This window comes from Flavobacterium sp. CS20, from assembly GCF_018080005.1.
Lineage (GTDB): Bacteria > Bacteroidota > Bacteroidia > Flavobacteriales > Flavobacteriaceae > Psychroflexus.
Genome location: NZ_CP073015.1, coordinates 499,332 through 525,137 on the forward strand (window position 1 = coordinate 499,332; position 25,806 = coordinate 525,137).

26 protein-coding genes, 1 other RNA gene and 2 pseudogenes are annotated in these 25,806 nt (G+C 32.1%); 14 read left to right on the forward strand and 15 right to left on the reverse strand.

What is annotated here, in order from left to right; translation table 11 throughout:
* Positions 1 to 54: 54 nt before the first annotated feature.
* Positions 55 to 930: a succinate--CoA ligase subunit alpha gene (gene sucD / locus IGB25_RS02445; RefSeq protein WP_211066016.1), complete on the forward strand. Its 876-nt coding sequence runs from the start codon at positions 55 to 57 to the stop codon at positions 928 to 930.
* Between the two features lie 247 nt (positions 931 to 1,177).
* On the opposite strand, the gene IGB25_RS02450 is transcribed toward sucD, so the two are convergent.
* From IGB25_RS02450 to IGB25_RS02465, 4 genes are all read right to left on the reverse strand, one after another.
* A complete protein-coding gene (locus IGB25_RS02450; protein WP_211066017.1) occupies positions 1,178 to 2,176 on the reverse strand; it encodes an alpha/beta fold hydrolase in 999 nt (332 codons plus the stop codon).
* 361 nt (positions 2,177 to 2,537) lie between these two features.
* Complete coding sequence (locus IGB25_RS02455; protein WP_211066018.1) at positions 2,538 to 3,779, reverse strand: M48 family metallopeptidase; 1,242 nt, start codon at positions 3,777 to 3,779, stop codon at positions 2,538 to 2,540.
* A 5-nt stretch (positions 3,780 to 3,784) separates the two neighbouring features.
* Entirely contained in the window at positions 3,785 to 4,291 is a 507-nt protein-coding gene (gene ribH / locus IGB25_RS02460) for a 6,7-dimethyl-8-ribityllumazine synthase (RefSeq protein WP_211066019.1), read from the reverse strand.
* Between the two features lie 3 nt (positions 4,292 to 4,294).
* The gene (locus tag IGB25_RS02465; RefSeq protein WP_211066020.1) at positions 4,295 to 5,071 is read right to left on the reverse strand and encodes a tetratricopeptide repeat protein; all 777 of its coding nucleotides are present in this window, start codon (positions 5,069 to 5,071) and stop codon (positions 4,295 to 4,297) included.
* Between the two features lie 213 nt (positions 5,072 to 5,284).
* On the opposite strand from IGB25_RS02465, the gene rpsU reads away from it, so the two are divergent.
* A complete protein-coding gene (rpsU, locus tag IGB25_RS02470) occupies positions 5,285 to 5,479 on the forward strand; it encodes a 30S ribosomal protein S21 (RefSeq protein WP_211066021.1) in 195 nt (64 codons plus the stop codon).
* Between the two features lie 60 nt (positions 5,480 to 5,539).
* On the opposite strand, the gene IGB25_RS02475 is transcribed toward rpsU, so the two are convergent.
* Positions 5,540 to 6,334, reverse strand: a complete 795-nt coding sequence (locus IGB25_RS02475) for a DUF2797 domain-containing protein (RefSeq protein ID WP_211066022.1) — start codon at positions 6,332 to 6,334, stop codon at positions 5,540 to 5,542.
* Positions 6,335 to 6,371: 37 nt separating this feature from the next.
* On the opposite strand from IGB25_RS02475, the pseudogene IGB25_RS02480 reads away from it, so the two are divergent.
* Positions 6,372 to 7,894: pseudogene (locus IGB25_RS02480) on the forward strand (GH3 auxin-responsive promoter family protein).
* A gap of 1 nt (position 7,895) precedes the next feature.
* On the forward strand, positions 7,896 to 8,420 hold the full coding sequence (locus tag IGB25_RS02485; protein ID WP_211066023.1) for a hypothetical protein: 525 nt from the start codon (positions 7,896 to 7,898) through the stop codon (positions 8,418 to 8,420).
* Between the two features lie 42 nt (positions 8,421 to 8,462).
* On the opposite strand, the gene IGB25_RS02490 is transcribed toward IGB25_RS02485, so the two are convergent.
* The 3 genes from IGB25_RS02490 to IGB25_RS02500 all read right to left on the reverse strand — a co-directional run bounded on the left by IGB25_RS02490 (position 8,463) and on the right by IGB25_RS02500 (position 11,026).
* The gene (locus IGB25_RS02490; RefSeq protein WP_211066024.1) at positions 8,463 to 9,398 is read right to left on the reverse strand and encodes a glycosyltransferase family A protein; all 936 of its coding nucleotides are present in this window, start codon (positions 9,396 to 9,398) and stop codon (positions 8,463 to 8,465) included.
* A complete protein-coding gene (locus tag IGB25_RS02495; RefSeq protein WP_211066025.1) occupies positions 9,399 to 10,268 on the reverse strand; it encodes a glycosyltransferase family A protein in 870 nt (289 codons plus the stop codon). It abuts the gene before it with no gap.
* A 68-nt stretch (positions 10,269 to 10,336) separates the two neighbouring features.
* The gene (locus tag IGB25_RS02500) at positions 10,337 to 11,026 is read right to left on the reverse strand and encodes a cell division ATP-binding protein FtsE (protein WP_211066026.1); all 690 of its coding nucleotides are present in this window, start codon (positions 11,024 to 11,026) and stop codon (positions 10,337 to 10,339) included.
* Between the two features lie 200 nt (positions 11,027 to 11,226).
* Between IGB25_RS02500 and IGB25_RS02505 the strand changes: the two genes are divergently transcribed.
* From IGB25_RS02505 to rny, 4 genes and pseudogenes are all read left to right on the forward strand, one after another.
* Positions 11,227 to 11,538, forward strand: coding sequence for a hypothetical protein (locus IGB25_RS02505; protein ID WP_211066027.1), 312 nt, complete (start codon positions 11,227 to 11,229; stop codon positions 11,536 to 11,538).
* Between the two features lie 5 nt (positions 11,539 to 11,543).
* The gene (locus IGB25_RS02510; protein WP_211066028.1) at positions 11,544 to 11,834 is read left to right on the forward strand and encodes a cell division protein ZapA; all 291 of its coding nucleotides are present in this window, start codon (positions 11,544 to 11,546) and stop codon (positions 11,832 to 11,834) included.
* Between the two features lie 62 nt (positions 11,835 to 11,896).
* Positions 11,897 to 12,016: non-coding RNA, 6S RNA (ssrS, locus tag IGB25_RS02515), on the forward strand.
* Between the two features lie 53 nt (positions 12,017 to 12,069).
* A pseudogene (gene rny / locus IGB25_RS02520) lies at positions 12,070 to 13,633 on the forward strand (ribonuclease Y).
* Between the two features lie 66 nt (positions 13,634 to 13,699).
* On the opposite strand, the gene IGB25_RS02525 reads toward rny, so the two are convergent.
* Positions 13,700 to 14,653, reverse strand: a complete 954-nt coding sequence (locus IGB25_RS02525) for an NAD(P)H-dependent flavin oxidoreductase (RefSeq protein ID WP_371815931.1) — start codon at positions 14,651 to 14,653, stop codon at positions 13,700 to 13,702.
* Between the two features lie 6 nt (positions 14,654 to 14,659).
* Entirely contained in the window at positions 14,660 to 15,829 is a 1,170-nt protein-coding gene (gene mnmA, locus IGB25_RS02530) for a tRNA 2-thiouridine(34) synthase MnmA (RefSeq protein ID WP_211066030.1), read from the reverse strand.
* Positions 15,830 to 16,025: 196 nt separating this feature from the next.
* Between mnmA and IGB25_RS02535 the strand changes: the two genes are divergently transcribed.
* The 3 genes from IGB25_RS02535 to IGB25_RS02545 are packed head-to-tail and all read left to right on the forward strand — an operon-like array spanning position 16,026 to position 18,173.
* Positions 16,026 to 17,369: an MATE family efflux transporter gene (locus IGB25_RS02535; RefSeq protein WP_247653678.1), complete on the forward strand. Its 1,344-nt coding sequence runs from the start codon at positions 16,026 to 16,028 to the stop codon at positions 17,367 to 17,369.
* 19 nt (positions 17,370 to 17,388) lie between these two features.
* On the forward strand, positions 17,389 to 17,604 hold the full coding sequence (locus IGB25_RS02540; RefSeq protein ID WP_211066031.1) for a hypothetical protein: 216 nt from the start codon (positions 17,389 to 17,391) through the stop codon (positions 17,602 to 17,604).
* On the forward strand, positions 17,604 to 18,173 hold the full coding sequence (locus IGB25_RS02545) for a phosphatase PAP2 family protein (protein ID WP_371815932.1): 570 nt from the start codon (positions 17,604 to 17,606) through the stop codon (positions 18,171 to 18,173). Before IGB25_RS02540 ends, IGB25_RS02545 begins: the two co-directional genes overlap by 1 nt.
* Positions 18,174 to 18,191: 18 nt before the next feature.
* Here the strand turns inward: IGB25_RS02545 and IGB25_RS14635 are convergent, their stop codons facing one another.
* Together IGB25_RS14635 and IGB25_RS02550 are read right to left on the reverse strand one after the other, a co-directional pair.
* Positions 18,192 to 18,701 (reverse strand): BamA/TamA family outer membrane protein, encoded by a 510-nt coding sequence (locus tag IGB25_RS14635; RefSeq protein ID WP_247653578.1) that lies wholly within the window; start codon positions 18,699 to 18,701, stop codon positions 18,192 to 18,194.
* Positions 18,702 to 19,005: 304 nt separating this feature from the next.
* Positions 19,006 to 20,691: a POTRA domain-containing protein gene (locus IGB25_RS02550; RefSeq protein WP_247653579.1), complete on the reverse strand. Its 1,686-nt coding sequence runs from the start codon at positions 20,689 to 20,691 to the stop codon at positions 19,006 to 19,008.
* Positions 20,692 to 20,774: 83 nt separating this feature from the next.
* On the opposite strand from IGB25_RS02550, the gene IGB25_RS02555 reads away from it, so the two are divergent.
* Complete coding sequence (locus IGB25_RS02555) at positions 20,775 to 21,515, forward strand: RNA methyltransferase (RefSeq protein WP_211066032.1); 741 nt, start codon at positions 20,775 to 20,777, stop codon at positions 21,513 to 21,515.
* Here the strand turns inward: IGB25_RS02555 and IGB25_RS02560 are convergent.
* Together IGB25_RS02560 and ubiE are read right to left on the reverse strand one after the other, a co-directional pair.
* Complete coding sequence (locus IGB25_RS02560) at positions 21,502 to 22,209, reverse strand: porin family protein (RefSeq protein WP_211066033.1); 708 nt, start codon at positions 22,207 to 22,209, stop codon at positions 21,502 to 21,504. The two genes, IGB25_RS02555 and IGB25_RS02560, sit on opposite strands and share 14 nt — an antisense overlap.
* A 3-nt stretch (positions 22,210 to 22,212) precedes the next feature.
* A complete protein-coding gene (gene ubiE, locus IGB25_RS02565; protein WP_211066034.1) occupies positions 22,213 to 22,941 on the reverse strand; it encodes a bifunctional demethylmenaquinone methyltransferase/2-methoxy-6-polyprenyl-1,4-benzoquinol methylase UbiE in 729 nt (242 codons plus the stop codon).
* Positions 22,942 to 23,091: 150 nt separating this feature from the next.
* Between ubiE and IGB25_RS02570 the strand changes: the two genes are divergently transcribed.
* Positions 23,092 to 24,159, forward strand: a complete 1,068-nt coding sequence (locus IGB25_RS02570; protein WP_211066035.1) for a glycosyltransferase family 9 protein — start codon at positions 23,092 to 23,094, stop codon at positions 24,157 to 24,159.
* 1 nt (position 24,160) lies between these two features.
* Here the strand turns inward: IGB25_RS02570 and IGB25_RS02575 are convergent, their stop codons facing one another.
* Positions 24,161 to 24,970, reverse strand: coding sequence for a glycosyltransferase family 2 protein (locus IGB25_RS02575; protein ID WP_211066036.1), 810 nt, complete (start codon positions 24,968 to 24,970; stop codon positions 24,161 to 24,163).
* Positions 24,971 to 25,254: 284 nt separating this feature from the next.
* Between IGB25_RS02575 and IGB25_RS02580 the strand changes: the two genes are divergently transcribed.
* Positions 25,255 to 25,704: a LexA family transcriptional regulator gene (locus tag IGB25_RS02580; RefSeq protein WP_211066822.1), complete on the forward strand. Its 450-nt coding sequence runs from the start codon at positions 25,255 to 25,257 to the stop codon at positions 25,702 to 25,704.
* Positions 25,705 to 25,806: the final 102 nt, after the last annotated feature.

Below are 25,806 nucleotides of genomic sequence, written 5' to 3' on the forward strand. Positions count from 1 at the left end.
AACTTTAAGATATCATCAAAAAAAATTACTTTTGCCTAAATTCAAAATAAGATTATGAGCGTTTTAGTCAACAAGAATTCAAAAATTATTGTTCAAGGATTTACTGGTAGTGAAGGCACTTTTCACGCCGAACAAATGATTGAATACGGCACCAATATTGTAGGTGGTGTAACTCCAGGAAAAGGAGGCACAACCCATCTGGGAAAACCCGTATTCAATACAGTTGAAGAAGCTGTAAAAGAAGTTTCTGCTGATACCACTATCATCTTTGTACCACCAGCTTTTGCTGCAGATGCTATTATGGAAGTCGCTGATGCTGGCATAAAGGTGATCATTACCATCACAGAAGGTATTCCGGTTGCTGATATGATAAAGGTTTCAAACTATATCAAAAATAGAGATTGTAGATTGATTGGTCCTAACTGTCCAGGTGTGATTACGCCAGGTGAAGCCAAAGTTGGTATCATGCCAGGTTTTGTTTTCAAAAAAGGTAAAGTTGGTATTGTTTCAAAATCAGGAACTTTAACCTACGAAGTCGCCGACCAAGTCGTAAAAGAAGGTTTAGGCATAACAACAGCCATAGGAATTGGCGGTGACCCAATTATAGGAACAACCACAAAAGAAGCCATAGAACTCCTCGTGAACGATTCAGACACCGAATGTGTTGTGATGATAGGCGAAATTGGCGGACAATTAGAAGCTGAAGCGACTAAATGGTATAAAAATAGCGGAAGCAAAAAACCAGTTGTAGGTTTCATAGCTGGAGAAACTGCACCTGCTGGACGAACTATGGGTCATGCTGGAGCAATAGTCGGTGGAAGTGAAGACACCGCTCAAGCTAAAAAGAAAATCTTAAAAGAAAGCGGCATTCACGTTGTAGATTCGCCTGCTGAAATTGGCAAAAAAGTTAAAGAAGTTTTGTCGGCTTAGAAATGAGATATTGAGCTGATAAATGTGTTTTTTAGATTTTTGACAAAAGTCTGCTATATGTAATCCCTCAAACTCATAAAAACTTTAGTCCCTCGGCTAACGTAAAATGAGTAAATTTTGGATTGAAAGTTGAAACTTCAAATAAAATATAAATGATTGATTTATAGTGGTATAATTTTAGGTTAGTCAGAATGGTAAAAAATTTGAAATCGGTATTTCACTAAATACTATTAGACAATACAAATATCTACTTTTTTAAAAAATCAGTCAAGGGTTTTATAAATCTATCAAAAGACTCTATATGAGGCAAATGACCAATGTTTTCCAATTCTATTAAGGTTGAGTTTGGTATAGCTTTATGAGTTTTCTTCCCTAATTTATTGTAAAGCCCCATTTTTGATTGAGTTTCTTTCGGAGCTCTTCCTCTGCCTATAGCTGTCCTGTCGCGTGTACCGATGATAAGCAGTGTCGGGCATTTAAGGTTTTTGAATTCATACACTACGGGCTGGGTAAAAATCATATCCATAGTCAGGGTCGCATTCCAAGCGACGATAGGATAATCTTTGTGCATTGTCCAACCCGCCAATAGGTTAAGCCAACGGTCATATTGAGGCTTCCAAGTATTGTCATAATAATATTTCATCTGATAGTTGCGATAGCTTTCTACTGTGTTTTTCAATTCACTTTGATAGTTAGCGTCAATGGTTTGATAGCTTGTCAGAACTTTGTAATCCTCCAGACCGATTGGGTTTTCTAGGATGAGCTTTTCTGTCATTTCAGGATAAGATAATGCAAACCTTGTGGCAAGCATTCCACCCATTGAATGTCCTAATACATTAATTTTATTGATTTTTAGACTATCGAGTATAGATTTGGTATTATGAGCCAACTGCTGAAAACTATATTGGTAGTATTCAGGTTTGGTGGATTTTCCAAAGCCAATTTGGTCAGCTGCGATTACACGAAAACCTTCATTTCTCAGTGCTTTTATAGTTTGCTCCCAATAAGCGATACTGAAATTTTTACCGTGCATGAGCAGTGCGGTTTTTCCATTAGCATTTGATGATGGTAAGACATCTACATAAGCCATTCTTAGATTTTGCCCTTGCGATTTAAACGTATGAAACTTGACATCAAAAGGGTATTTTACAGTCGTAAGGTCTTTATCCAACGCTACTAACGTATCTTGAGAGTAGCATGAAAAAAATGAGGTAATCACTAACAATATTAAGATGTTTGTTTTCATATTCAGTTTTTTATATTAGGAATAATCGGTTATTTTAATGTTTCAGACTGAGGCGAAATTTAAAATTATATATTGAACAAAATGTTATATTATATACATTTACCTATATCTAATCAATTTCACTTTGCAATAGACTAAAGTTTATTAAGAGTATAAGGGAAATACGCACTATATATTTTTGTTTATCATCATTGATGTTCATAAAATCAACACTTTTATTTGTATTTGTGTTTGTAAAGTTAAAAAAAATCTTAACCTTTAAAGATTATAAAATCAGAAATAGGTGAAATATCAAATAATTGTTTTATCAAAGTTATTTATTGAAATTGGCATACCTAGAAGAAGTTAAAAATTCATTGTTCTATCTATTAGAATCTTCTAAGTTTTGAATTCTCTGAAGTAAACTGGGATGAGAGTAATTAAATTTAACGTATAAAGGATGTGGCGTAAGATTGCTTAAACTTTTTCCAGATAATTTTTTTAAACCACTTATCAAATACTCGTGGTTGAAAGTGGTTTTTACATAATTATCAGCTTGGTATTCAAAACGTCTTGATAAAGAATTGACAAGCAGACCTGTAAGTGTAGATATTGGCGTATAAAGTATGCCAAAAGCAACTAAACCAATATGAAAACTAGGCTTATCTACACCAAGAGCTTGAGAAAGCATAGGGTTACCAACAAGTAGAGACAACAACCACAAAGTTATACCAGTGGTAACTATTGACAAGCTGAGGTTATACAAAATATGTTTGTGTTTATAATGACCGACTTCATGAGCCAAAACAGCAACAATTTCGTCTTCATTCAAGTCATTGATAAGCGTATCGTATAGCGTAATGCGTTTTTGAGACCCAAACCCAGAAAAATAGGCGTTGGCTTTGGTACTTCGTTTTGAACCATCTATAACGTAAATATTATCAAGCTTAAACCCAACTTTACTTGCATAAGCTTCTATTTTGTCTCTCAACGAACCTTTTTCTAACGGGGTTTGATTGTTGAATAGAGGAACAATGAGTTTGGCGTAAAACATATTCATAATTATGCTGAAAACGCTTATTAATAACCAGGCATAAATCCAAAATGTCTCGGGAAATTTTTGATAAAACCAAATGATAAGACTCAATAAAACACCACCAAGAATAGCACCGAGAAACAAGCCTTTAAATTTATCTAACCAAAAGGTTTTTGGGGTTGTTTTATTAAAACCAAAACGTTCTTCTATAACAAAAGTAGCATAGTAGCTAAAAGGGGTTGACAAAATATCGATAGCTAACATTAAAATACCAAAAAAGACTAAGACCACCAAGATAGGTTGCGTGACCAAATTGCGAGCAATTTCATCTACAAAAGCAAAGCCATCAAATATTAGAAATAAAACAAGTGCTAGAAAAGAAATCCAACTGTTGATTTGACTAAACCTATTTTTTTGGGTTTTATAATTTTGAGATTTTTGATATTCATCGGCATTATAAATATCATTTAGTGGCTCGGGAATAGGGTCATTGAAATGCTTTGTGTTGAGATAATCTAAAACTTGTTCTATGACAAAATCAATCACAATAATGCTTAAAATTAAATAAAAAAGCAATTGTGCAGTCATAATAATTAAGGTTTATAAAATTTAGCGTTTTCGCGAAACCGAGCCATTTTAATCGCAGATATTGCGACTTCAACACCTTTGTTTCCATGTTTTCCGCCCGAACGGTCTATAGATTGTTGTTTGTTATGATCTGTTAATACACAGAAAATAATCGGAATATCCTGTAATACATTGAGTTGGGCTATGCCGTTGGTAACGCCATGACATACAAAGTCAAAATGTTTGGTTTCTCCTTGAATCACAGAACCAATTACAATAATGGCATCTAACATATCAAAACTTTCTGAAAGTTTTTTGGCTCCATATACGAGTTCAAAACTTCCTGGAACATTCCATCTTATGATATTTTCTTTAGAGACGCCGTTTTTTATCAATACATCAAAAGCCCCTTGAAAAAGATTTTCAGTAATCTCTGCATTCCATTCAGATACAACTAGACCAAATTTAAATTTTTTAGCATCTGAAATCTCATCGGCATTATAATTAGAGAGATTTTTACCTTGAGTAGCCATAATTTAAAATTTCATGCCCATTGCTTTGCCAAGGTAAGGCTTTAGTTTTTTAGCTTCTTCAGATTCGGGATATTGTTTTTCAATACGTTCTAAAAATTCAATAGCCTTATCAGGGTTTTTAAGTTCCATAGCCGTAATTGCGACTTTAAATAAGTATTTTGGCGTTGTGTAGTTATTGTCTCTATGATTTGTCGCTTTTTTATAATATTCAAAAGCATCTTCAAGCTGTTCAAGTTGTAAAAATGCATCGCCAATAGCACCTAAAGCAAATGTGCTTATCATCTCATCCTCAGCTTTAAAATCTTGAAGATAATCAATAGCATTTTTATAATCACCAATGTTGAGATATGATATACCAGCATAATAATTAGCAAGATTACCAGCCTTTGTCGAGCTGTATTCTTTAGCGATATCTACAAACCCAAATTTCCCATGAGCACCATTGATGGCAAGGCTAAATAATGAGTCTCTTGCTTTGGGTTTATTGGTTTCTAGAGCCAAACTAAAATAGTTTTGAGATTGACTCAATTCATTAGAAGCTTCTTCTTGCTGAGGTTTTAAAATAAATCTGTTGTATCCAAGATAACCTAACACAACTATTATTACAACTATTATTATACCAACAATAATATTTTGGTATTTAGAGACAAACTGTTCCGTTTTTGATGCACTTTCATCAAGGGTATTAAATACTCCTGCCGTTGTAGATTCTTCTTCTATTTTGTCTTCTTTCTCTTTCTTAGTTTTAGGTTTACCACCTCGTTTTTGATATGTTGCCATTTCTAAAATTTATTCAATTGGCAAAAATATAATTTTTATTGTTATTTGAGCTTAAAATATCAAAAATGAATGTTTTATTTATCCTGGTTCTTTTAAACCAAAATCGTTTGGAAGTGGAATTAAAGAAACTTGAATTCAATAAATAAAAACTTAAAACCTTTTCAAAATAAAATAAATTCATATATTTGCAACTCAAAAATTTAGAGCAAACTTATGTTAATAGTAAAAGTAAAAGACGGCGAAAAAATTGACAGAGCTTTAAAACGTTTAAAGCGTAAATTTAGAGACACTCAGGTTTTACAAACTTTGAGAGATAAAAAAGAATTTACTAAGCCTTCAGTTGAGCGCAGACAACAAATCAAGAAAGCACAATACGTTCAGTCTTTAAAAGAGAAAGAGGATTTTTAGATAAATCTTCTACTTTTTTATTATAAAATATTAGCCAATTTTTTAATTGGCTTTTTGCTTTTATGATATACTAAAGTCCACAACAAAACCACTGTGACTTCTCACATTAAATACGGTTTCGTCTTCAAAGATGAGATATTGTCCTTTGATGCCTACCAATTTGCCTTTGTAGTCTTTAGTTTTGGTCAAATTTAGACTTTTTACCTTTTTGGGATATTGTTTAACAGGAAACTCAATATTAAATTCTTCTTCGTCTGTTTTAAAAAATTCTTGGGTTTCATCAGGGAGATATTGTTTTAAATCGTTTTTGATTTCTTTTAAATCTAAATCTTCTATCTCATTTTTTAGCATACTCTGCCATTTGGTTTTATCAGAAATATGTTCTTTTAATGCCACTTCGGCAATGCCAGCTAAGTAACGGTTTGGGGTTTCTAAAATAACAATGGCTTCGTGTGCACCTTGGTCAATCCAGCGATAAGGCACTTGTGTTTTTCGAGTTACGCCAACTTTTACACTGCCCGTATTTGATAAATAAACGATATGAGGTTGGAGTTGAACGCGTTTTTCAAATGATAGATCACGGTCTTCTTTGTCGAGATGAGCCTTGCTCAATTCGGGGTTAATGACCCAATCTCCAACTTCTGGTGCTTCATAAAAACAATCGTAGCAGTAACCTTGTCTAAAAATCTTTTTGTCTTTATGGCAGTTTAAGCATTCATAAGTTTTAAAAGTTATGCTTATATTTTTGTCAATCAGTTGGTTTAGAATCACAAAGCTGTTTTTGAAGCTCAAGTAATATTGAATAGGTTTGTGATATTCACTTTTCATTTTGTGTAAAACACCTGTATATTGCATTTTTTTATATTTTTACTGTTTAATAATATTTCAATTAATGCCAATTCAAATCATTCACAATGTTGCCTCTTGGTTTTTAAAAAAACGCATCCATCAAATGGAATTGTTTTTAAAATACCCACATGAAGTTCAAAACGAACTTTTATTTAATCTTTTAGACAAAGCCAAAGATACAGAATACGGCAAAACCCACGATTTTAAATCGATTAAAACTTATAAAGATTTTAATGAAAGATTACCTATTGTAACTTACGAAGATATTTATGATAAGATTGAGCAAAGTCGTCAAGGGGTTTCTAATATTTTTTGACCAACACCAATTAAAATGTTTGCCAAATCCAGCGGTACTACCAATGCTAAGAGCAAGTTTATTCCATTAAGTGAAGAAGCACTTGAAGACAATCACTATCTGCAAGTAAAGATTTGTTGTGTATGTATTTAAACAATAATGAAAACTCTAAGCTATTTACTGGCAAAGGTTTACGCCTTGGTGGCAGTAAAGAAATTTATCACAACAACGGCACCTCTTTTGGGGATTTGTCAGCTTTATTGATAGATAATATGCCACTTTGGGCAAGTTTTTCAAGCACGCCGAGCAATGCGATTTCTTTGATGGGCAATTGGGAAGAAAAATTGCCCGCTATCATCAACGAAAGCATCAAACAAAATGTCACCAGTTTAGCTGGCGTACCATCTTGGATGTTGGTTTTGCTTAATGAAATTTTAGAAAAAACCAATGCCAAACATATCAAAGAGATTTGGCCAGATTTAGAAGTCTATTTTCACGGTGGCGTGAGTTTTGACCCTTACCTTAATCAATATCAAAACATTATTCCCGATGGTGATTTTAAATATTATGAAATCTACAACGCTTCTGAAGGCTTTTTTGCAAGACAAGACCAAAATGATAGTAAAGACCTATTGTTAATGCTTAATTATGGTATTTTTTATGAGTTTATTCCTATGGATATTTTCGGTCAAAAAGAAGAAAAAGCCATTGCCTTAGACCAAGTTGAAATTGGTAAAAATTATGCGATGCTCATCACGACTAACTCTGGCTTATGGCGTTACAAAATTGGCGATACTGTCAGGTTTACCTCAACAAATCCTTATCGCATTAGAGTGACTGGTCGAACTAAACACCACATCAATGTTTTTGGAGAAGAACTCATCATTGAAAATGCAGAAGTTGCTCTAAAAAAAGCAAGATTAGAACACGATGTAGAAATTGTAGATTACACCGTTGGACCTATTTTTATGGATGGTAAAGACAAAGGTGCTCACGAATGGATTATTGAGTTTAAAAACATACCAAACTCCATAGATGATTTTACACTGAGTTTAGACAACAATTTGAGAGCTGTCAATTCAGATTATGATGCCAAACGCAATCATGATACCACGCTTAGGATATTAAAATTACACGTGGCAAAAACAGGCTTGTTTTACACTTGGCTAAAAAACAATGAAAAATTAGGTGGTCAACACAAAATACCGAGACTTTCTAACGAGCGAAAATATGTTGAAGAACTTTTGAGTTTGCAAAATAAAATAACTTAGTATGCGATTTTTAAAAATAGGGTTTCTATTGATTTTCACAATTCAATTATCATCTTGCAAAAGTGTGAGTAAAGCCATCGGCAATCCTGATGTTTATTTATACAAAGATCAAGCACAATTAATGAATGGCACCTATTTTATAGACCCATATAAAACGAACGGTAAATCAAAGCTATTGACTGAAATATTTGATTTAAAAGAAGCTGAAAATGTTGAGAAAGTTGATTTCAATTTTATCGATAACAAACACTTGCAAATTAGTTATACCGATGGATTGCGAAAATTTTCAAAAGTGATTGAAGGCAAAATGAAAAATGGTGCTTTTAGATATGAATATAAAAATTTTCCCATAGGGATTCCTTTTTTTCTATTTGCCTATAATTTTAAGGTACACCATATTGCTTTAGGAAATGATGACAATATCATTATCACTGAATATGATTATGTTCATACCCAAAATTTCATTAATGGTTTTAATGAAAAAACCGTTGAAAATCGGTATTATTTTGATCGGCAGTTAAAGTAAAAATTAAGTCTATCAATAAAGCTATTGAAGTTTTGATGATTATTAATTAAAAGCTGACTTATAAACACCTGCCTTAATTAGTTTTTTTTGTAAACATTTTAACTTTAAAAGTATCCATTTTGGGCAGTTTAAAAGAAAAAGGTGTTTGGTTGTCAAATGCGTTTTATCAATTTCAGAGACTAAATTTTTATAAAGCTTTTTGTTGTTATTTATTTTAGATTGTAAAGCTAACGAATATCGGTTGATGTCTAAATAGTGTTTTAAACTAATGTTTTGCTTTTCTATGAGCTTGTGTTTATGGATGTATTTATATGTTTCTTCTAATGAACTTATTGACGAAAGATTATGTTCTGTGTATTTTTTATACAACAAAGTAAACTTGGGATTGTAACCCAATTTGTAGTTTAAAGCAAACCTGATGATTAAGTCTATATCTTCACCAGTTTTTAGATCAACATCAAAACCGCCAATTTTGTTAAAGCTTGATTTTTTAAACGATAGAGTAGATGTCCAAAACAAAGGATCTATAAGGCTATACTCAAAATAATTATCAATATAGCTAATATGTTTTGGTATAGCTTTGCTAAAAACAGGTTTTTTGATATAACGTTGCTCTAATTGAACTGAATATGCCGTTGAAACTAAATCTGCATGGCTCAATTTTTGAATAGCTTTATAAGTTTCTTCAAGATGATTTTTTGACCAGATATCATCGGCATCTAACAAAGAAACCCATTCGCATTCAGCAATTTCAACACCTTTATTTCGTGCAATAGAAGCACCTTTATTGACCTGATTGTGTAGCTTAATACGCTTGTCTCCAAAATCTTTTATAACCTCAAGACTTTTGTCAGTTGAACCATCGTTAACTATAACGAGTTCAAAATCTTTATAAGTTTGGTTTAAAACGCTTTGTATTGTTTCTTTTAAAAAGTTTGCCTTGTTATAGACAGGTAAAATAACAGAAAAATAAGCCATTTAGTAATTTTTACAAAAGCAAAATAGCTTATATAAATCGAATAACCATAAAGGTTTACCATTTAATAATAAAAATTTGTAAGCTTTTTGGCTTATAATAGGGTTTAATAGGAGTAAAACCTTATGCAAATATAAACGCTTTAGGTTGTGATAAAGTTTTGATATATTGGTTTGCCCAGGGTTTAAAATATTGAGTTTCTCAAGTTTTATCAAGGTTTTTATTGCCGTTTCAGTTTTTGTTAGATAAGTTTTATTGCTCTCTAAATTGCAATGATAAACTGGATTATCAAGATGTAAAACTTTTGTGTTTTTTTTGTAGAGTTGGTTAGAAAACACCAAATCTTCATAGCCATAAGTTTTTATGTGTTTGTCAAATAATTGATTGATGTTGACCAATAAAATATTTGAAGTTAGCAAATACTTAAATGGTTTTTTTTGACGCTTTTTAGCGAGTTTTGCTTCGCGTTTCACACCATAATTATACCTCAAGTTGTGTTTATCGGAAATTTTTTGATAACAAATACCACCAAAACAAGCTATAGCATTGTGTTGTTTTGAAATTTTTATGTAAGTTTTTATAAAGTGATCTTGTTTGGGCATAACATCACAATCTAAAATCAGTTTGGTTTCAAATTGAGCCCAATTTATGAGTCTATTGATATTGCCAGCCCGACCTAAATTTGTTTTTTGAATTTTGTAATGGCAATTTTCTATTGAATTTATTTTATTATTATCCCTTAAAAATTGATAACCGGCATCTTCACTGACCAAAATTTCAAACGCTATTTTTGCACTTTTACATTGTTTGTATAAAGCTTCAACCAATTTTACACTTGGGTAATTATAACATGGAATTAGAATGCTAATCACAAATGAGAGTTTATATTAGGTTTTTAAAGCTTATTGGTAAGTTTTTGTATATCAATTAAATAGAAAATTTATGTTTCATTTTTTTTCTGAACAACTTCAAAAACTTTTTGACCATCACATTTTAAAGTTTTAGATGGATATTTTAATAATAAAGCATAATCATGAGTAGCCATAAGAATGGTATTCCCATTTTTATTAATATCTTGCAATACATTCATAACTTCAATTGAGGTTTGTGGGTCAAGATTTCCCGTAGGTTCGTCAGCAAGAATAAGTTCAGGATCATTCAAAAGTGCCCTAGCAATTGCTACACGCTGTTGCTCACCGCCAGAGAGTTGATATGGAAATTTAAAATGTTTGGTTTGCATCCCTACTTTTCTTAAAACTTCGTCGATTTTGCTTTCCATTTGAGATTTGTCTTTCCAGCCGGTTGCTTTTAAAACAAACTCTAAATTTTGCTTGATGTTTCTATCGTTCAAAAGTTTAAAATCTTGAAAAACAACGCCTAATTTTCGTCTCAACTGAGGAATTTGTTTTTCTTTTAACTTCTTTAAGTCTATGCCTACAATTTCACCTTGACCTTCTTTGAGAGGAATATCTCCATAAAGGGTTTTCATAAAACTGCTTTTACCTGTCCCTGTTTTACCAATTAAGTAAACAAATTCTCCTTTTTTTATCGAAACATTAACCTGTGAAAGTATCAAATTTTCTCTTTGATAAACAGCGACATTTTTTAGATTTAAAATTATATCAGACATATAAAACATTCATGTTAAAAACGATGTAAAGGTAAAAAAAATATGTTTTAGAATGACCAAATTCAATATGATTGAATTATTTGGTTGTAAATATGACTACGAATAGCATTTTGATTATTTAAAGTTTATAAACCTGCTATCAAAGTAAGTTTCTATAATTTGTAATAATAAATTGTCATTTTAAAATTAAAAACATAAATTTGCTTTTTATAGTAATTGCAATGAGTCATTCATTAGATGTTGTAAAACAAATAGAGCAAAAAGTTTTTAAACTGATAAAAAATCATCAAGCTTTAAGTGAAGACTATAGTCAGATAAAGCTTGAAAACGAAAACTTAAAAGAAGATATAAAATCTTTAAAAAAATCGCTCGAAGTTTTAAAATCTGAAAATGAACAACTCAAAAACGCAAATGCTATTTTAGGCAGTAATGAATTTAAACGAGAAACGAAGCTCAAAATAAATCGATTGATTAGAGATGTTGATACTTGTATCACTCAATTATCAGATTAATTAGGATGGAAGAAAAGCTAAAAATAAAAGTTTCAATAGCTGATAGAGTCTATCCAATGACGGTAAGTTCTGATCAAGAGCAAAGTTTGAGATTAGCCGCTCAAAAAATAAATAAAACGATAAAGCATTTTGAGGATAATTATGCGGTTAGAGATAAGCAAGATGTTTTGGCTATGAGTGCTTTGCAATTTGCATCAAAAATAGAACAAAACCAAATTGATACAAACAGCACACAAATTGAAATAAATCATCGACTTATCAGTTTAAATGATGAATTAGAAAAATATATAAGTTAACACGTTCTTTAAAAAAAATAATATTAATACTGCCTGTATTAGTTGTTTTTCTTTTTTGATAAACTCAACACTTTACAATTAAAAAGGGTGAGTTTTGGTTGCTAAAACATGCCGTTATGTTTTACACATTAGACGGAAGTTTGATCATCCATGTAGCCCTAATCCTGTTTTATAAGGAGTTTAATTCAAAACAAAAACTAATACAGGCTTTTTTTATAACCAAAAATCAAGAAAAATGGATCTTATACCTATTATTGTAAGTGCTGTGATTGCTCTCATACTGGGCTTTGTCATAGCCAAAGTTTTAGACAAATCAAGTTCAAATAACACTTTAAAACAAGCTCAAGAAGAAAGCAAACGCATAATAGCAGAAGCCAAAAAAGAAGCTGAAAGCATTAAAAAAGACAAAATTTTACAGGCTAAAGAAAAGTTTATAGAGCTTAAATCTGAGCATGAAAAAGTCATTATAGCAAGAGATAAGAAAATTGCTGATGCCGAAAAACGCACTAAAGACAAAGAGTCTAAAATCTCAAATGAGTTAGCCATCACTAAGAAAAAATCTAAAGAATTAGATGAAAAACTAAAAGACATTGATAATAGAAAGTCTCGTATCATAAAAAAACAAGAAGAAATTGACCAAATGTTGCAAAGAAAAATTCAACAGTTGGAAGTAATAAGTGGCTTAAGTGCCGAAGATGCCAAAGCACAACTCTTAGAATCTTTAAAAGAAAAAGCAAAGTCTGAAGCTATGGCAATTGTGAGAGATACTGTTGAAGAAGCTAAAATGACAGCTCAGCAAGAGGCTAAAAAAATTGTTATAAATACAATTCAACGTGTTGGCACTGAAGAAGCTATAGAAAACTGTATTTCGGTTTTTAATCTTGAAAACGACGATATAAAAGGTCGTATCATTGGTAGAGAAGGTAGAAACATCCGTGCTATTGAAGCCGCAACAGGTGTTGAAATAATTGTTGACGACACGCCAGAAGCTATAATTTTATCATGTTTTGACTCTGTAAGACGTGAAATAGCCCGACTATCTTTACACAAATTGGTTACCGATGGACGCATTCACCCCGCTAGAATTGAGGATGTAGTCAGCAAAACTAAAAAACAAATAGAAGATGAGATTATAGAAATTGGAAAACGCACTATTATAGATTTAGGCATTCACGGTTTAAATCCTGAGCTTGTAAAAATAGTTGGTAGAATGAAATACAGATCTTCTTATGGACAAAATCTGCTACAACACTCAAGAGAAGTTAGTAATCTCTGTGGAATTATGGCAGATGAGCTCGGCATTAATACTAAGTTAGCCAAAAGAGCAGGCTTGCTTCACGACATCGGAAAAGCACCTCAAGAAGATACCGAAACACCTCACGCTATTTTAGGTATGCAATGGGCAGAAAAATACGGAGAAAAACCTGAAGTCTGCAATGCTATTGGAGCACATCACGATGAAATAGAAATGACTTCTTTGTTATCGCCTATTGTTCAGGTTTGTGATGCTATTAGTGGTGCTAGACACTGGAGCTAGGAGACAAGTTTTAGATTCTTATGTCAAAAGATTGAAAGATTTAGAAGATATTGCATTTGGTTTTCAAGGGGTTCAAAATGCCTATGCTATTCAAGCGGGTAGAGAGCTTAGGGTCATTGTAGAAAGCGAAAAAGTTCCTGATGCTGTGGCTAAAGAATTATCGTTTGAAATCTCTCAAAAAATTCAAACTGATATGACTTATCCTGGACAGGTTAAAGTTACTGTAATTAGAGAAACTCGAGCTGTGAATATTGCTAAGTAAATTATTGAATTAATTTTCTATCAAATCATTAAAAAAAGTCTAAAAATTTTATTGATTTGAGTTTAACTAAATGTCACAAACTTTCTGTTGTGCTGTTTTAAACTCTTCTATAATTTCATTGACTATATTTTTGGCAGGTGATATAGAGTCGATTAAACCTGAGATTTGTCCGATTTCTAACTCACCTTCGTCTAAATCGCCTTCAAACATCCCTTTTTTTGCTCTCGCTCGACCAAGAAGTTTTTGTAAATCTTCTTTACTGGGCGATTTTTTATACAATTGCTGAATATCGTTATAAAACTTATTTTTGATCAACCTAACAGGGGCTAATTCTTTAAGGGTTAGTTGCGTTTCTCCTTCTTTAATATCAACTACTTTTTGTTTAAAATTGATATGAGAAGAGGCTTCATGACTAACTACAAATCGGGTTCCGATCTGCACGGCATCAGCTCCTAAAACCATTGTCGCGAGCATGGCTTGCCCATTGCCAATTCCTCCAGCGGCAATCAATGGAATGTCTATTTCTTTTTTTACCATAGGAATAAGCGTAAAAGTAGTAGTCTCTTCTCGACCATTGTGACCGCCAGCTTCAAAACCTTCGGCAACAACAGCATCTACGCCAGCTTGTTGTGCTTTTAATGCAAATTTCACACTGCTTACCACATGGATAACTTTGATGCCATTAGACTTTAAATATGGGGTGAAGGTTTTAGGATTTCCAGCTGAGGTAAATACGATCTTTACATTTTTATCAACAATAATTTGCATGATTTTGTCAATGTCTGGATATAGCATAGGGACGTTGACACCAAATGGATTTTGAGTTGCTTTTTGGCATTTTGAGATATGTTCTTCAAGCACATCTGGATACATTGAACCTGCTCCAATTATCCCTAATCCACCAGCATTACTTACCGTTGAAGCGAGTTTCCAACCACTGGTCCATATCATACCAGCTTGAATTAGCGGATATTTTATAGCCAGCAAGTTTGTTATTTTATTATTTTTAAACATCGTCATTCTATTTTATGAAATGACGCCAGATCCGATAAGTTCATCAGCCTTGTACCAAGCTACAAATTGCCCTTCTGCAATAGCCATTTGTGGATTTTTAAAAATAATAAACAAGTCATTTTCTTCTTGGTATAAAGTAGCTTTTTCTAAAGGTTGACGATAGCGGATTCTGGCTAAATAGTCTTGTTTTTCACCTGTTTTGAGTTTTAGGTCTTCCCTAAGCCAATGTACATCTTTGTTTTTTACTTTCAAACCACTTCGGTATAAACCAGGATGAGATTTACCTTGACCAACGTAAATAGTATTATCTCTTACATCGGTTTCAATCACAAACAGCGGTTCAGGGGTTCCGCCAATATTTAAGCCTTTGCGTTGACCTTTAGTAAAAAAATGTGCACCAGGATGTTCGCCAACTATTTTGCCATCGCTAATTTGGTATTGGTATTTTTGAGTTAGACTTTCTATGTTTTGAGGTTTAACCTTTTTGTACATTTCATGATTTGCATCAATTGCTATGACATGACCTGTTTTGGGTTTAAGTTGTTGCTGAAGAAATTCAGGTAATTTTACTTTACCGACAAAACACAAGCCTTGAGAATCTTTTTTGTCGGCGGTGGTTAAATCGAGTTGAGTAGCAATTTTGCGAACTTCAGGTTTTTGAAGGTTACCAATTGGAAATAATATTTTAGACAATTGCTCTTGATTAATTTGGCATAAAAAATAAGATTGATCCTTGTTTGAGTCTGAACCAGCTAATAAATGATGGGTTTTGTGCGAATTATTTTCAGTAGTGAGTTTTCTGCAATAATGACCAGTAGCAACATAATCGGCTCCGAGCGATTCGGCAATTTTAAGAAATACATCAAATTTGATTTCACGATTGCACAATACATCAGGATTGGGTGTTCTACCGTTTTGGTATTCTTTGAACATATAATCTACAATTCGTGATTTATATTCTTCGCTTAAATCTACGGTTTGAAACGGAATACCAAGTTTTTCAGCAACCAGCATGGCGTCGTTGCTATCATCTAACCACGGACATTCATCACTTATCGTTACACTATCGTCGTGCCAGTTTTTCATAAATAAGCCAATGACATCATAACCCTGTTTTTGACAGAGGTAAGTCGCTACGCTAGAATCAACACCACCACTTAAGCCTACAACGACACGTTTCATGAATTTTTTTTGCAAAAATAATAAAGCTTCAACGAATGCTTATCCTTATAAAGATTTAATTATGAAATATAGATTTATTTTTTTTAAAAACCCTATACATTTTAAGAATTTGTAACCTTGATTATTGTCATATTTATTTTACAATGACTAGATATTTGAAGTTGCAAAAAAGTTTAGTTTTGTGCCCAAATCTCAAATAATGTTAGCGACTTACATCTCAGAATTTCCTAAAAATTTCAAACTAGCTTTTCCTATCATGTTAGGACAATTAGGACATGTTTTGGTAGGTTTGGTGGACAATATAATGGTAGGACATTTGGGTGCGGTGCCTTTAGCGACTATATCTTTAGGCAATACTTTAGTGTTTTTTGCCTTGTTTATTGGTATTGGTTTCAGTTTTGCCATTACGCCTTTGGTTGCTGAAGCTGAGGGTGAACAAAATTTTAACCGTGGTAGAAAAGTATTTCAAAATGGGGTTGTCATGTGTAGTCTCAATGGTGTGATATTGTTTGTTTTAATATATTTCACAAAACCGATTTTGTTTTATCTAAATCAACCGCCAAGTGTTGTTGAAGTCGCATTTCCTTATTTAAATATAGTTGCATTTTCTTTAATTCCGTTAATGGTTTTTCAGGCATTCAAGCAATTTGCTGATGGATTATCGTTAACAAAATATGCTATGTATGCCACTTTGATAGCTAATGTATTAAACATTGTTTTAAATTATTTTTTGATATACGGCATTTGGATTTTTCCTAGATTAGAAATAGAAGGAGTCGCTATTTCAACCTTAATCTCTAGAATAGTAATGTTGGTTTTATTAATTTTTATATTAAAGTCCAGAGCTACACTAAAGCCTTATTTTTCAAAACTCATTCAAAAAGTAGATGTATTTATATTTAAAAAATTGTTGTCGCTTGGTTTTCCAACTGCACTTCAAATGTTGTTTGAAGGTGGAATTTTTACCGCAACGGTTATATTGGCTGGCACACTTGGAGCTGAAGTTCAAGTCGCCAATCAAATAGCTTTAAACTTAGCTTCTATGACTTTTGTGGTTGCTGTTGGTTTGGGTGTTACAGCTACAATAAGGGTGGCTAATCAAAAAGGGAAGAAACAGTTTTTTGATATGAAACATATTGCTAACTCTATATTTTTTCAAATTTTATTAATTGAGATAGTATTTGCAGTAATTTTTATTGTTTTTAGAAATGTTTTGCCAGAATTTTATATCCAAGATGAAGAAGTGATTCGTTTCGCTGCTAATTTATTAATAATAGCAGCCTTATTTCAAATTAGCGATGGTTTGCAAGTAGGTATTCTTGGGGCTTTGAGAGGCTTGCAAGATGTTATTGTGCCTACTTTTATTTGTTTTGTAGCCTATTGGTTAATTGGTTTTCCGGTGTCTTACTATTTTGGACAAGATCAGCGTTTAGGAGAAAGTGGTATTTGGTTAGGTTTACTCACTGGCTTGTCGGCTTCAGCATTAATGCTTTATGTAAGATTTTATATAGTAGTCCGGCGACATCTAAAAAAATCTTAAGTTTGCATAAATTAGTTTTATGAAATATCCACGATTTTTATTGGCAGACAATTCAGAGGCTGATACTATTTATGTTGTGCATACAGAGTTTCCGCGTTTTATTTTAAATATCAATACTGATGAACTTGAGTTTTGGGAAACTTTTGATGAAGATGAAGTGAAAGAAGAGTATGATACATTAGTCAAAGAAGCATTTGATTTTTATGATAATGAAATAGAACAATATAGCAAATAATGGAGAGTCTGATTGAACTTGATAAAGAATTATTTTTATATCTCAACAACTTAGGTTCTCCAAACTTTGACGCATTTTGGTTGTTGGTAACCAATAAATTTTTTTCTATCCCGCTTTATTTCATCTTTATTTTTTTAATGTACAGAAGTATTGGACTTAAGAATACCTTGATTTCACTTTTGGTAGTAGCGGTTATGATAGCAATGACAGATCAAATATCTTATGCTGTAAAGCATTCAGTTATGCGACTTCGACCTTGTAGAGAGCCAAGTTTGTCGGGTTTAGGCAGGTTTGTTGCAGATTGTGGTTCGTATGGTTATTTTTCGGGTCATGCTACAAGTTCATTTGCATTGGCTATTTTTCTGGGTTTAATATTTAGAAAGCATTACAAGTATATGTTTCTGCTACTTATATTATGGGCAGGTTTGATTTCTTACAGTAGAATATATGTAGGTGTTCATTATCCAGGAGATGTGCTTACAGGAGCTTTAGTAGGTGCTTTGATAGGTCTGATTTGTTATAAATTTTATAGGTTTTTAATCTTAAAATTTTTTTCAAAATCAAACTAATATGAATTTTAAATAAAATTAGAAAGGGTAATTGATACCAAAATTAAACACCATCTTGTTGAAGTTAAAGTCGTTAAACCATTTTTGTTCCAAATCACCAGGATTATAAGTTTTAAATCCAAAATCTAATCGAATAACAAAAAATGTAATGTCATAACGAAAACCAAAACCCGTTGCAATTGACAAATCTTCAAGGTCTTTTAAACCATCAAAAGTGGCATTTTTGTCCTTGACATTATCAGCAAGATTCCAAATATTTCCAGCATCAACAAACAAAGCAGAGTTTAAATTTCCCAAAACATTAAAGCGGTATTCAAAGTTAAATGACAGTTTAAAATTAGCCTCATTAAAATCGTTTGTGCCGTTGGTTTTTCCTGCACCGAGGTCATAAGGTTGCCAACCACGATTATCGTTTGGACCACCACCAAAAAACTCCTTGCAAATGGAATAGACTGGGAGTTTCCGTAAGGTAAAGCTAACCCACCAAAGGCTCGTGTTGCTATGATGTTTTTGCCACCTAAATTCCAATGCTTTATGTAGTTAAGCTCAAGTTTTGCATATTGTGAAAACGGAACCTCAAACAACAAAAAATTGTCATTGTCGTTTTTTTTTAAGTTCAATCCATTACCAAGTGTTTGAAGAAGATTTCCTGCTAATTCAAATTTAGAACGGAACTGAAAAAAATCTTCATCATCTATATTTTCTCTCGTAGAATAATCAAATGTAAAATTACTTGCTATAATCAAATTGTTTTCTGTAAGTCTTTGTTTTCGTTCTACAATTGAATTGAATGATTCTCTCTCATCATTTGTTAAATTAATTTCATTGTTTTCTACTTGGTTAATAAATCCATCTGTACCAAAGGAATGATCAAATCATTGTTGTCAGGATTGATAAACTCTTGATTGATTTCAAAAATATTGTTTTGAGCTATATCATTGAGTTCGCTATAAGAATTCTTAAAAATATTAAAGTAATTATCAATATTTAAATTATTTACAAACTGAAAATCAATTAAGGATAATCTATTGCTTACACTGCGGTTTGGTTTCCAATTATATTCAAAGTTAAAGGTGTGGTTTTGGCGATCTAAACCTATATTTTGTTGAGTATTAAAACCATAAGACATACGAGTGAATGGTTGCATATCTCTTTTTATTATTTTTTGAGTAAAGGGAAATAAAACTTTGGGCACGCTTAAACTTAAGCTTCCGCCCAATTCAGTGATATTAAAAAATTGATCATTCGAACTTGCAGCTTCTCTTGAGGAACCTAAATTTGCTCTAAATGACAATTCCAAAATGTCAGCTAATTGAAATGCATTTCTTGCGAGAAATGATGTGTTTAAACCTATGCCAAAGTCTTGAATATTACTTTGTGAGACTTCAAAATTTGGTGTAAATCCAAATCTTTTTTTGGGGGTTAAAAATACATTTGCTATCAAGTCGTCATCTTCAGGTGTTCTTGGGTCTTTTTGGTATTGAATGTCTGGATATTCAAAAACTCTAATATTTGAAAATCGATTGTAAGTGTCAAGCCTTTTTTTGTCGCTAAAAACTTGCCCTTTATCAATAAAAATAGCATCTGATAATATTTTTGGGCTGACTTTAATTTTGTCTTTAGCGAAAAATATTTTTTGATTATAATGCGTTGAATCTTTAGCGATATAGTTGTTAGATGTGTTGTCATAATCTGTAAACACATTGACTTCACTGATTTTATACACTTTAAAAGGCTCTTGATATATGGTGTCTAATAGTTTGACTTCACGGTTTTTAATTTTGAGCTCAATGTCTAACAAGTGAGAATCGTCATTTAAACTATCGGCTATAAAACTGATATAATCTCTATCAAAGTTATACAATCCGTGATTTCTAAAATATTTCTCAATGCGCAAACGCTCTTTTTTAAAACTTTCTGTATTAAACTGTTGACCAATTTTGATAGCAGATTTGTCTTTGATAGTATTGTAAATAGAATCGGCTTGAGGAGAAGCAATATTGTAATCTATACTGTCAATCAAATAAGGTTTATTGGGGTTAATTTTATAATTGACTTTAGCTTTTTGTTTGCTTGTATCTCGTTTTACATTATAATTTACTTTGGCATTGAACCAGCCTCTATTCCAATACCAGGACTTGAGTTTTTCTTTAGATTTTTCTAATTTTTTTTCAGTAATTATACTTGGTTGTTCTCCACTTTTCTTTAAACCTTTATGAAAATTAACATAGGCAAGACCTAAATTTTTTAGTTGTTTTTCAGAAAGCATATTTGTCCATCGCTTTTTTCGTTTTGGTTTTTTGTTTAACCAGTTCACGAAAGCTGAATCTGGATAAGGTTTAGCAAGGTTATAAATATGAAGTTTGAGTGGAATGCCAAAAATGAATTTAGAATTGGGTTTTAACTCTAAAAAGGGTTTAACTTTATTGCTACTTAAAGTATCAACTCCCGTATCAATGTTGTTTTGAACGAGTAAAAAATCATCATCTGCTAAGCGTTTTGTCGATTTACAAGACATAAAAAATATGAAGATGACAAAAAGAAATGGTATTTTTGTAAAGTTGTGTTTCAATCTTTATTTATCGTGTTTAATTTTATTCTATGCATTCAGTAAGCAAAAATCAACAAAAATTAGTTAATAGCCTAAAAAATAAGAAATACAGATATAAGAACGGACTTTTTGTGGTTGAAGGTATAAAGGTGATTAAAGAATTTTTAAATAGTTCTTATCGTTTGCATAGTTTATTCAGTATAGCTGATATATTCACCTTAGAAAACAAAACGGTCAACATTATTTCTCCGGAGGAGCTAAAATCTATAAGTTTTTTGACAACACCACAAGTTGCAGTCGGCGTTTTTCACATTAAAAAAAATAAACTTCTCAAAGTTAAATCTCTTACTTTAGCTTTGGATGGAGTAAGAGATCCTGGCAATTTAGGAACCATTATAAGAATGTGCGATTGGTTTGGTATCAAAAAAATTATTTGCTCACTTGATACTGTAGATTGTTATAACCCCAAGGTTGTTCAAGCTTCAATGGGGTCACTCAGTCGTGTAAAAATATATTATGAGGACTTACTCGAGGTTATTAAAAAAACAAACTTACCCGTTTATGCAGCTGACATTGATGCTACGTCTATTTACAATTCAGAAATAAATCAAAAATCTATTTTAGTAATGGGCAGCGAGTCTCACGGTATTTCTGATAAATTAAGGTCTTGCGTTGATCAAACAATAAGCATTCCTCAATTTGGTAAAAACAAACAGACTGAAAGCCTTAATGTAGCTATGGCAACTTCAATAATTTTAAGTGAATTTAAACGCCGAACTATTGAAAAGTAAAGTTGATGAAAATACCCCGAGATGATATTTTGTCAATATTGCTCGTCCATGGGCTGTTGGGGTCTTTGTCTCTCACCAATTCATCATTTATAGCAAAAATACCTTTTATTGAAGGTGTAAACTTAAAATATTCTAAGTAAAGATCAATTCCGAAACCTACTTCATATAAAAAGTTGGTGGTTTTCATTCTAAATTGACCAGCAGCATTGTCATCAGGGTTGTCTTCATTGCTACTCAAGTTATGAGCAAAACCAATACCTGTGCTTACAAAGGGTTTGAAGTTGTTTAATCTTTTGGTAGAAAATTTTACCACCAAAGGCACATATACGTAAGTCGCTTTGGTTTCTCTAAAAGCCTTGACTTGGTCATCGCCAAAAGCCGTAAAATTTAAATCTCGATTTGAAAAAATCACACCAGGTTCGAGCCTTAAATCTATATAATTGTTAATTTTATAATTACCTATCAAACCGACATTGAAACCAATATTTTTGGTTACCAAAATTTCATCACTTTCTTCTATACGGTCTATTTTAAAATCTAAGCTGTTAAAGCCTAAATAATAGCCCCAAGACCATCGGCGTTGTTCAAGGTAATTGCGGTTGTTTTTAACTTCTTCTTTATTAAAAAAACCTTGTGCATTAGCTTCTAAAAAGCCTACCATTAATAGCGATGCTAGCGAGATAATAAATTTCATAAATTATTTTGAAGCTTTATAAATGGTTGAAACCCCAAAAGTTTGTGGGTAATGTTTCACGTCTATAAACCCATTTTTCTTTAAAATATTGTTGAAAGCTTGACCAAAAGGAAAAACTGAAGCACTTTCGCTGAGATACTGGTATGCATTTTTATCTTTTGAAAACAACTTGCCTATCACAGGTAGAATGTATTTGGTATAAGCAAAATAGCCTTGTTTAAATGGAAATTTGGTAGGATTTGAGGTTTCTAAAACCACAAACAAACCACCGGGTTTGAGTACGCGATATATTTCAGAAAGTCCTTTGTCAAGATTTTCAAAATTCCTGACACCAAAAGCTACTGTAACAGCATCAAAACTGTTGTCCTTGTAAGGCAAATTTTCTGAATCGGCTTGCACCATATCAATTTTTTCAGTTAAGTTTTGAGCTTTTATCTTCTGTCGTCCCACATCCAACATGCCATTAGAAATATCTACACCAACCACCTTTTGGATGTTAGTTTTGACCAACGCAATAGCTAAATCTCCCGTACCTGTAGCGACATCTAAAACCTTTTTAGCATTAGCTTCAATTATCATTTTTATAACTTTTTTTCGCCAAGATTGGTCAATGCCAAACGAAATCACTCGGTTTAAGCCATCATAGTTTGACGATATGTTGTCAAACATGCTTTCTACCTGTTGCTTTTTTTTATCTTTAGAATTTTTATAGGGTTTTACCGATTTATGCATTCAAAATTTTTGGCAAATATAAACTTTCATATCAAGCTTGAAAGGTTTCAAATCGCTTTTTAAATTTAGTTTAAGGAAACTCTTACTATTTAGTTTTTTGCTACTTTCACAATTTTATATTAAATAAGAAAAATTACAAAACAAGAGAATTTGAAAATTTTAGTTATACAGCAAAAAATGATAGGCGACGTGCTGACGAGCAGTTTGGTTTGCGAAAATTTAAAACGAAATTACCCCAAGGCAGAAGTACATTATTTAATCAACAGATTTACACTTCCAGTGGTAGAAAATCATCCTTTTATTGATGAATTCATCATATTTGAAGATGCTTATCGTCAAAGCAAAATAAAGTTTTATAAGTTTTTAAAACACATTTCCAAAGCCAATTATACCCATGTTTTTGATGCTTATGGTAAGCTAGAGAGTTTATTCACGACGCGATTTTCTAAAGCAAAATACCGATATGGTTTTAAAAAATCTTACAGTGCGTTTTATTATACCAAAACTGTTGCTATTCAGCATGTGGCACAAACCGAAGCTGGCACGGCTATAGAAAATAGATTACGCCTGCTACAATTGATGCCAAAGACTAAAATCTTTAACAATAAACCCAAAATATATCTCACTCAAGAAGAAAAAGAATTAGCAAAAGTGAAGATGAAAAATGTGGGTTTGGAAGGCGAAAACTGCATCATGATAAGTGCCTTAGGTAGTAATGATTTAAAAACTTATCCTTTACAATATATGGCTAAAATTTTAGACGATATTGTCAAGGCTACGCCCGTTTTTTTAATTTTAAATTATATGCCTGTGCAACAGTCTAAAATAGAAGCCTTAATCAATTATTGTAGCCAAGAAACTCAAAACAAAATCGTGACCGATGTTGATATGACAAGCTTAAGAGATTTTATGGGAATTTGTAAACAATGTATTGGTATAATAGGAAATGAAGGTGGTGCCATCAACATAGCAAAAGCATTGGATGTACCTAGTTTTTCAATTTTTTCGCCTTGGATAACCAAAGAAGGATGGAATAGCTTTGAGGAAACACATTTAAATTTTTCTGTTCATTTAAAGGATTATTATTCAAATATTTATAAGAAGAATTCAAAAAAATATAAAAATGAGACAGAAGCGATGTATATAAAATTAAAACCAAAATTGTTTAAAACCAAACTTGCTTTATTTCTAGACTTACTTTTAAAACATGAACGCTAAGTTATTTTTTTATACCAAAAGGCGTCCATTTTATTGCCTTTTGTCTTACATTTTTTCTGATTTGTAGGTTTCTCTTTAGTGATTCTGGTGTTTTATAGCCTCGTGGATGATCGAGGTGAATTACTATAGCTTTATGTCTAATTTGTTTCCCTTTTACGCCGTAATTTGTTAATCTTTCTCCAAACTCCCTATCAGGTCCACCATACTTCATACGCTCATCATAACCATTTATAGCTATCATATCTTTTTTAAAGGCAGATGAATTACAATTATTAAAAGATGGCTTAGTTGGTGTAATTTTGTCTAAAAACTTTCTTCTATTTTCTGAAAAACCAAGTTTTAGTGTGTTTGAAAAATTGAGCTTTTCAATATTATTTAACCAATTGACATCAAAACAGTCTTGGCTTTCTATATCTTTTTTGTCAATCAGTTTACTTGTTTTTATAGGTAGTTTACAATATCCACCAGAAAGGAATCTGTTTTTTTCTGCTAAATTTATATGTGCTTGTACAAAATCTTTTCTAGGGATGCAATCACCATCGGTCATAATAATATAATCATGCTGAGCTTTTACAATAGCGGTATTTAAAATTTCTTGCCTTCTATAACCTTTATCTTCATGCCATAAATGAGTGATTTTAACAGGATAGTTTTGTTTAAACCTATCTATAAGTGTTCTTGTTTCTTCTTTGGATCCATCATCAGCAATGATGATATCAAAATTATTTACAGATTGATTTTCATAACCCCAAAGCACTTTTTGAAGCCATTCTGGAGAATTGTAAGTGCTTATGATAACTGTTGCTTTCATAAATTAAAATAGTTATTCAAAAATAATTGAATTTAATGGAGTTGGCAAGTCAAAATAATATTTATAAGAATATGAATAACATATTTTCAGTAAAACCTAATTTTACAGATTATTTTTATTTTATGTAGCTACATAACTTAATTAACATTTAAAATAGTTATACTTTTCTGTATTTGATGGTAGTTTTTTATGACTCTATTTATATCAACACATGTTAAAACTTAATGGATTATATCCAAATAAACGGAATATTTCCTAAATTTGCTTTCAAAAGAATGAGGACAATGCAAGACCGTTTTTCAGCTATACAATTATATCAACCTGAATATAATCATTTAGTCAATCTACCTTTAGCAGATCAAGGCATCAGTGCGGGTTTTCCGAGTCCAGCTGATGATTTTCTCGACTTGAGCATCGACCTTAATAAAGAACTTATCAAGCATCCGTATGCCACATTCTACGGTCGCGTACGTGGCGATAGCATGACAGGTGCAGGCTTAGACGATGGCGATTTATTGATTATAGACAAGTCTCTCGAACCTCAAGATGGCAAAATTGCTGTGTGTTTTATCGATGGTGAGTTTACGGTAAAACGCATCAAACTCGACACCGATAGTTTGTGGCTCATGCCTGAAAACAAAAAATACAAACCCCTAAAAGTTACAGAAGATAACGAGTTTGTTATTTGGGGCGTGGTAACTTGTGTGATTAAAAAGTTAGCTTTTAGTTGGTAGTCGGTAGCTTTTAGTTGGTAGTTGGTAGCTTTTAGTCGGTAGTTGGTAGCAATTAGTAATAAACATTAAACTAATAAATTAGAAACTTGTCCCCTTTCCTTT

What these genes read in the sequence shown, in the direction of transcription:
- IGB25_RS02580 (WP_211066822.1), top strand. Translation starts at nt 25,255, where the DNA reads ATGCAAGACCGTTTTTCAGCTATACAATTATATCAACCTGAATATAAT.
- IGB25_RS02500 (WP_211066026.1), bottom strand. Translation starts at nt 11,026, where the DNA reads ATGTCTGATATAATTTTAAATCTAAAAAATGTCGCTGTTTATCAAAGA.
- IGB25_RS02545 (WP_371815932.1), top strand. Translation starts at nt 17,604, where the DNA reads ATGGAGAGTCTGATTGAACTTGATAAAGAATTATTTTTATATCTCAAC.
- ubiE (WP_211066034.1), bottom strand. Translation starts at nt 22,941, where the DNA reads ATGCATAAATCGGTAAAACCCTATAAAAATTCTAAAGATAAAAAAAAG.
- rpsU (WP_211066021.1), top strand. Translation starts at nt 5,285, where the DNA reads ATGTTAATAGTAAAAGTAAAAGACGGCGAAAAAATTGACAGAGCTTTA.
- IGB25_RS02465 (WP_211066020.1), bottom strand. Translation starts at nt 5,071, where the DNA reads ATGGCAACATATCAAAAACGAGGTGGTAAACCTAAAACTAAGAAAGAG.
- IGB25_RS02540 (WP_211066031.1), top strand. Translation starts at nt 17,389, where the DNA reads ATGAAATATCCACGATTTTTATTGGCAGACAATTCAGAGGCTGATACT.
- IGB25_RS02555 (WP_211066032.1), top strand. Translation starts at nt 20,775, where the DNA reads ATGCATTCAGTAAGCAAAAATCAACAAAAATTAGTTAATAGCCTAAAA.
- ribH (WP_211066019.1), bottom strand. Translation starts at nt 4,291, where the DNA reads ATGGCTACTCAAGGTAAAAATCTCTCTAATTATAATGCCGATGAGATT.
- IGB25_RS02450 (WP_211066017.1), bottom strand. Translation starts at nt 2,176, where the DNA reads ATGAAAACAAACATCTTAATATTGTTAGTGATTACCTCATTTTTTTCA.
- IGB25_RS02475 (WP_211066022.1), bottom strand. Translation starts at nt 6,334, where the DNA reads ATGCAATATACAGGTGTTTTACACAAAATGAAAAGTGAATATCACAAA.
- IGB25_RS02550 (WP_247653579.1), bottom strand. Translation starts at nt 20,691, where the DNA reads ATGTCTTGTAAATCGACAAAACGCTTAGCAGATGATGATTTTTTACTC.
- IGB25_RS02560 (WP_211066033.1), bottom strand. Translation starts at nt 22,209, where the DNA reads ATGAAATTTATTATCTCGCTAGCATCGCTATTAATGGTAGGCTTTTTA.
- IGB25_RS02485 (WP_211066023.1), top strand. Translation starts at nt 7,896, where the DNA reads ATGCGATTTTTAAAAATAGGGTTTCTATTGATTTTCACAATTCAATTA.
- IGB25_RS02455 (WP_211066018.1), bottom strand. Translation starts at nt 3,779, where the DNA reads ATGACTGCACAATTGCTTTTTTATTTAATTTTAAGCATTATTGTGATT.
- mnmA (WP_211066030.1), bottom strand. Translation starts at nt 15,829, where the DNA reads ATGAAACGTGTCGTTGTAGGCTTAAGTGGTGGTGTTGATTCTAGCGTA.
- IGB25_RS02510 (WP_211066028.1), top strand. Translation starts at nt 11,544, where the DNA reads ATGGAAGAAAAGCTAAAAATAAAAGTTTCAATAGCTGATAGAGTCTAT.
- sucD (WP_211066016.1), top strand. Translation starts at nt 55, where the DNA reads ATGAGCGTTTTAGTCAACAAGAATTCAAAAATTATTGTTCAAGGATTT.
- IGB25_RS02575 (WP_211066036.1), bottom strand. Translation starts at nt 24,970, where the DNA reads ATGAAAGCAACAGTTATCATAAGCACTTACAATTCTCCAGAATGGCTT.
- IGB25_RS02490 (WP_211066024.1), bottom strand. Translation starts at nt 9,398, where the DNA reads ATGGCTTATTTTTCTGTTATTTTACCTGTCTATAACAAGGCAAACTTT.
- IGB25_RS02525 (WP_371815931.1), bottom strand. Translation starts at nt 14,653, where the DNA reads ATGACGATGTTTAAAAATAATAAAATAACAAACTTGCTGGCTATAAAA.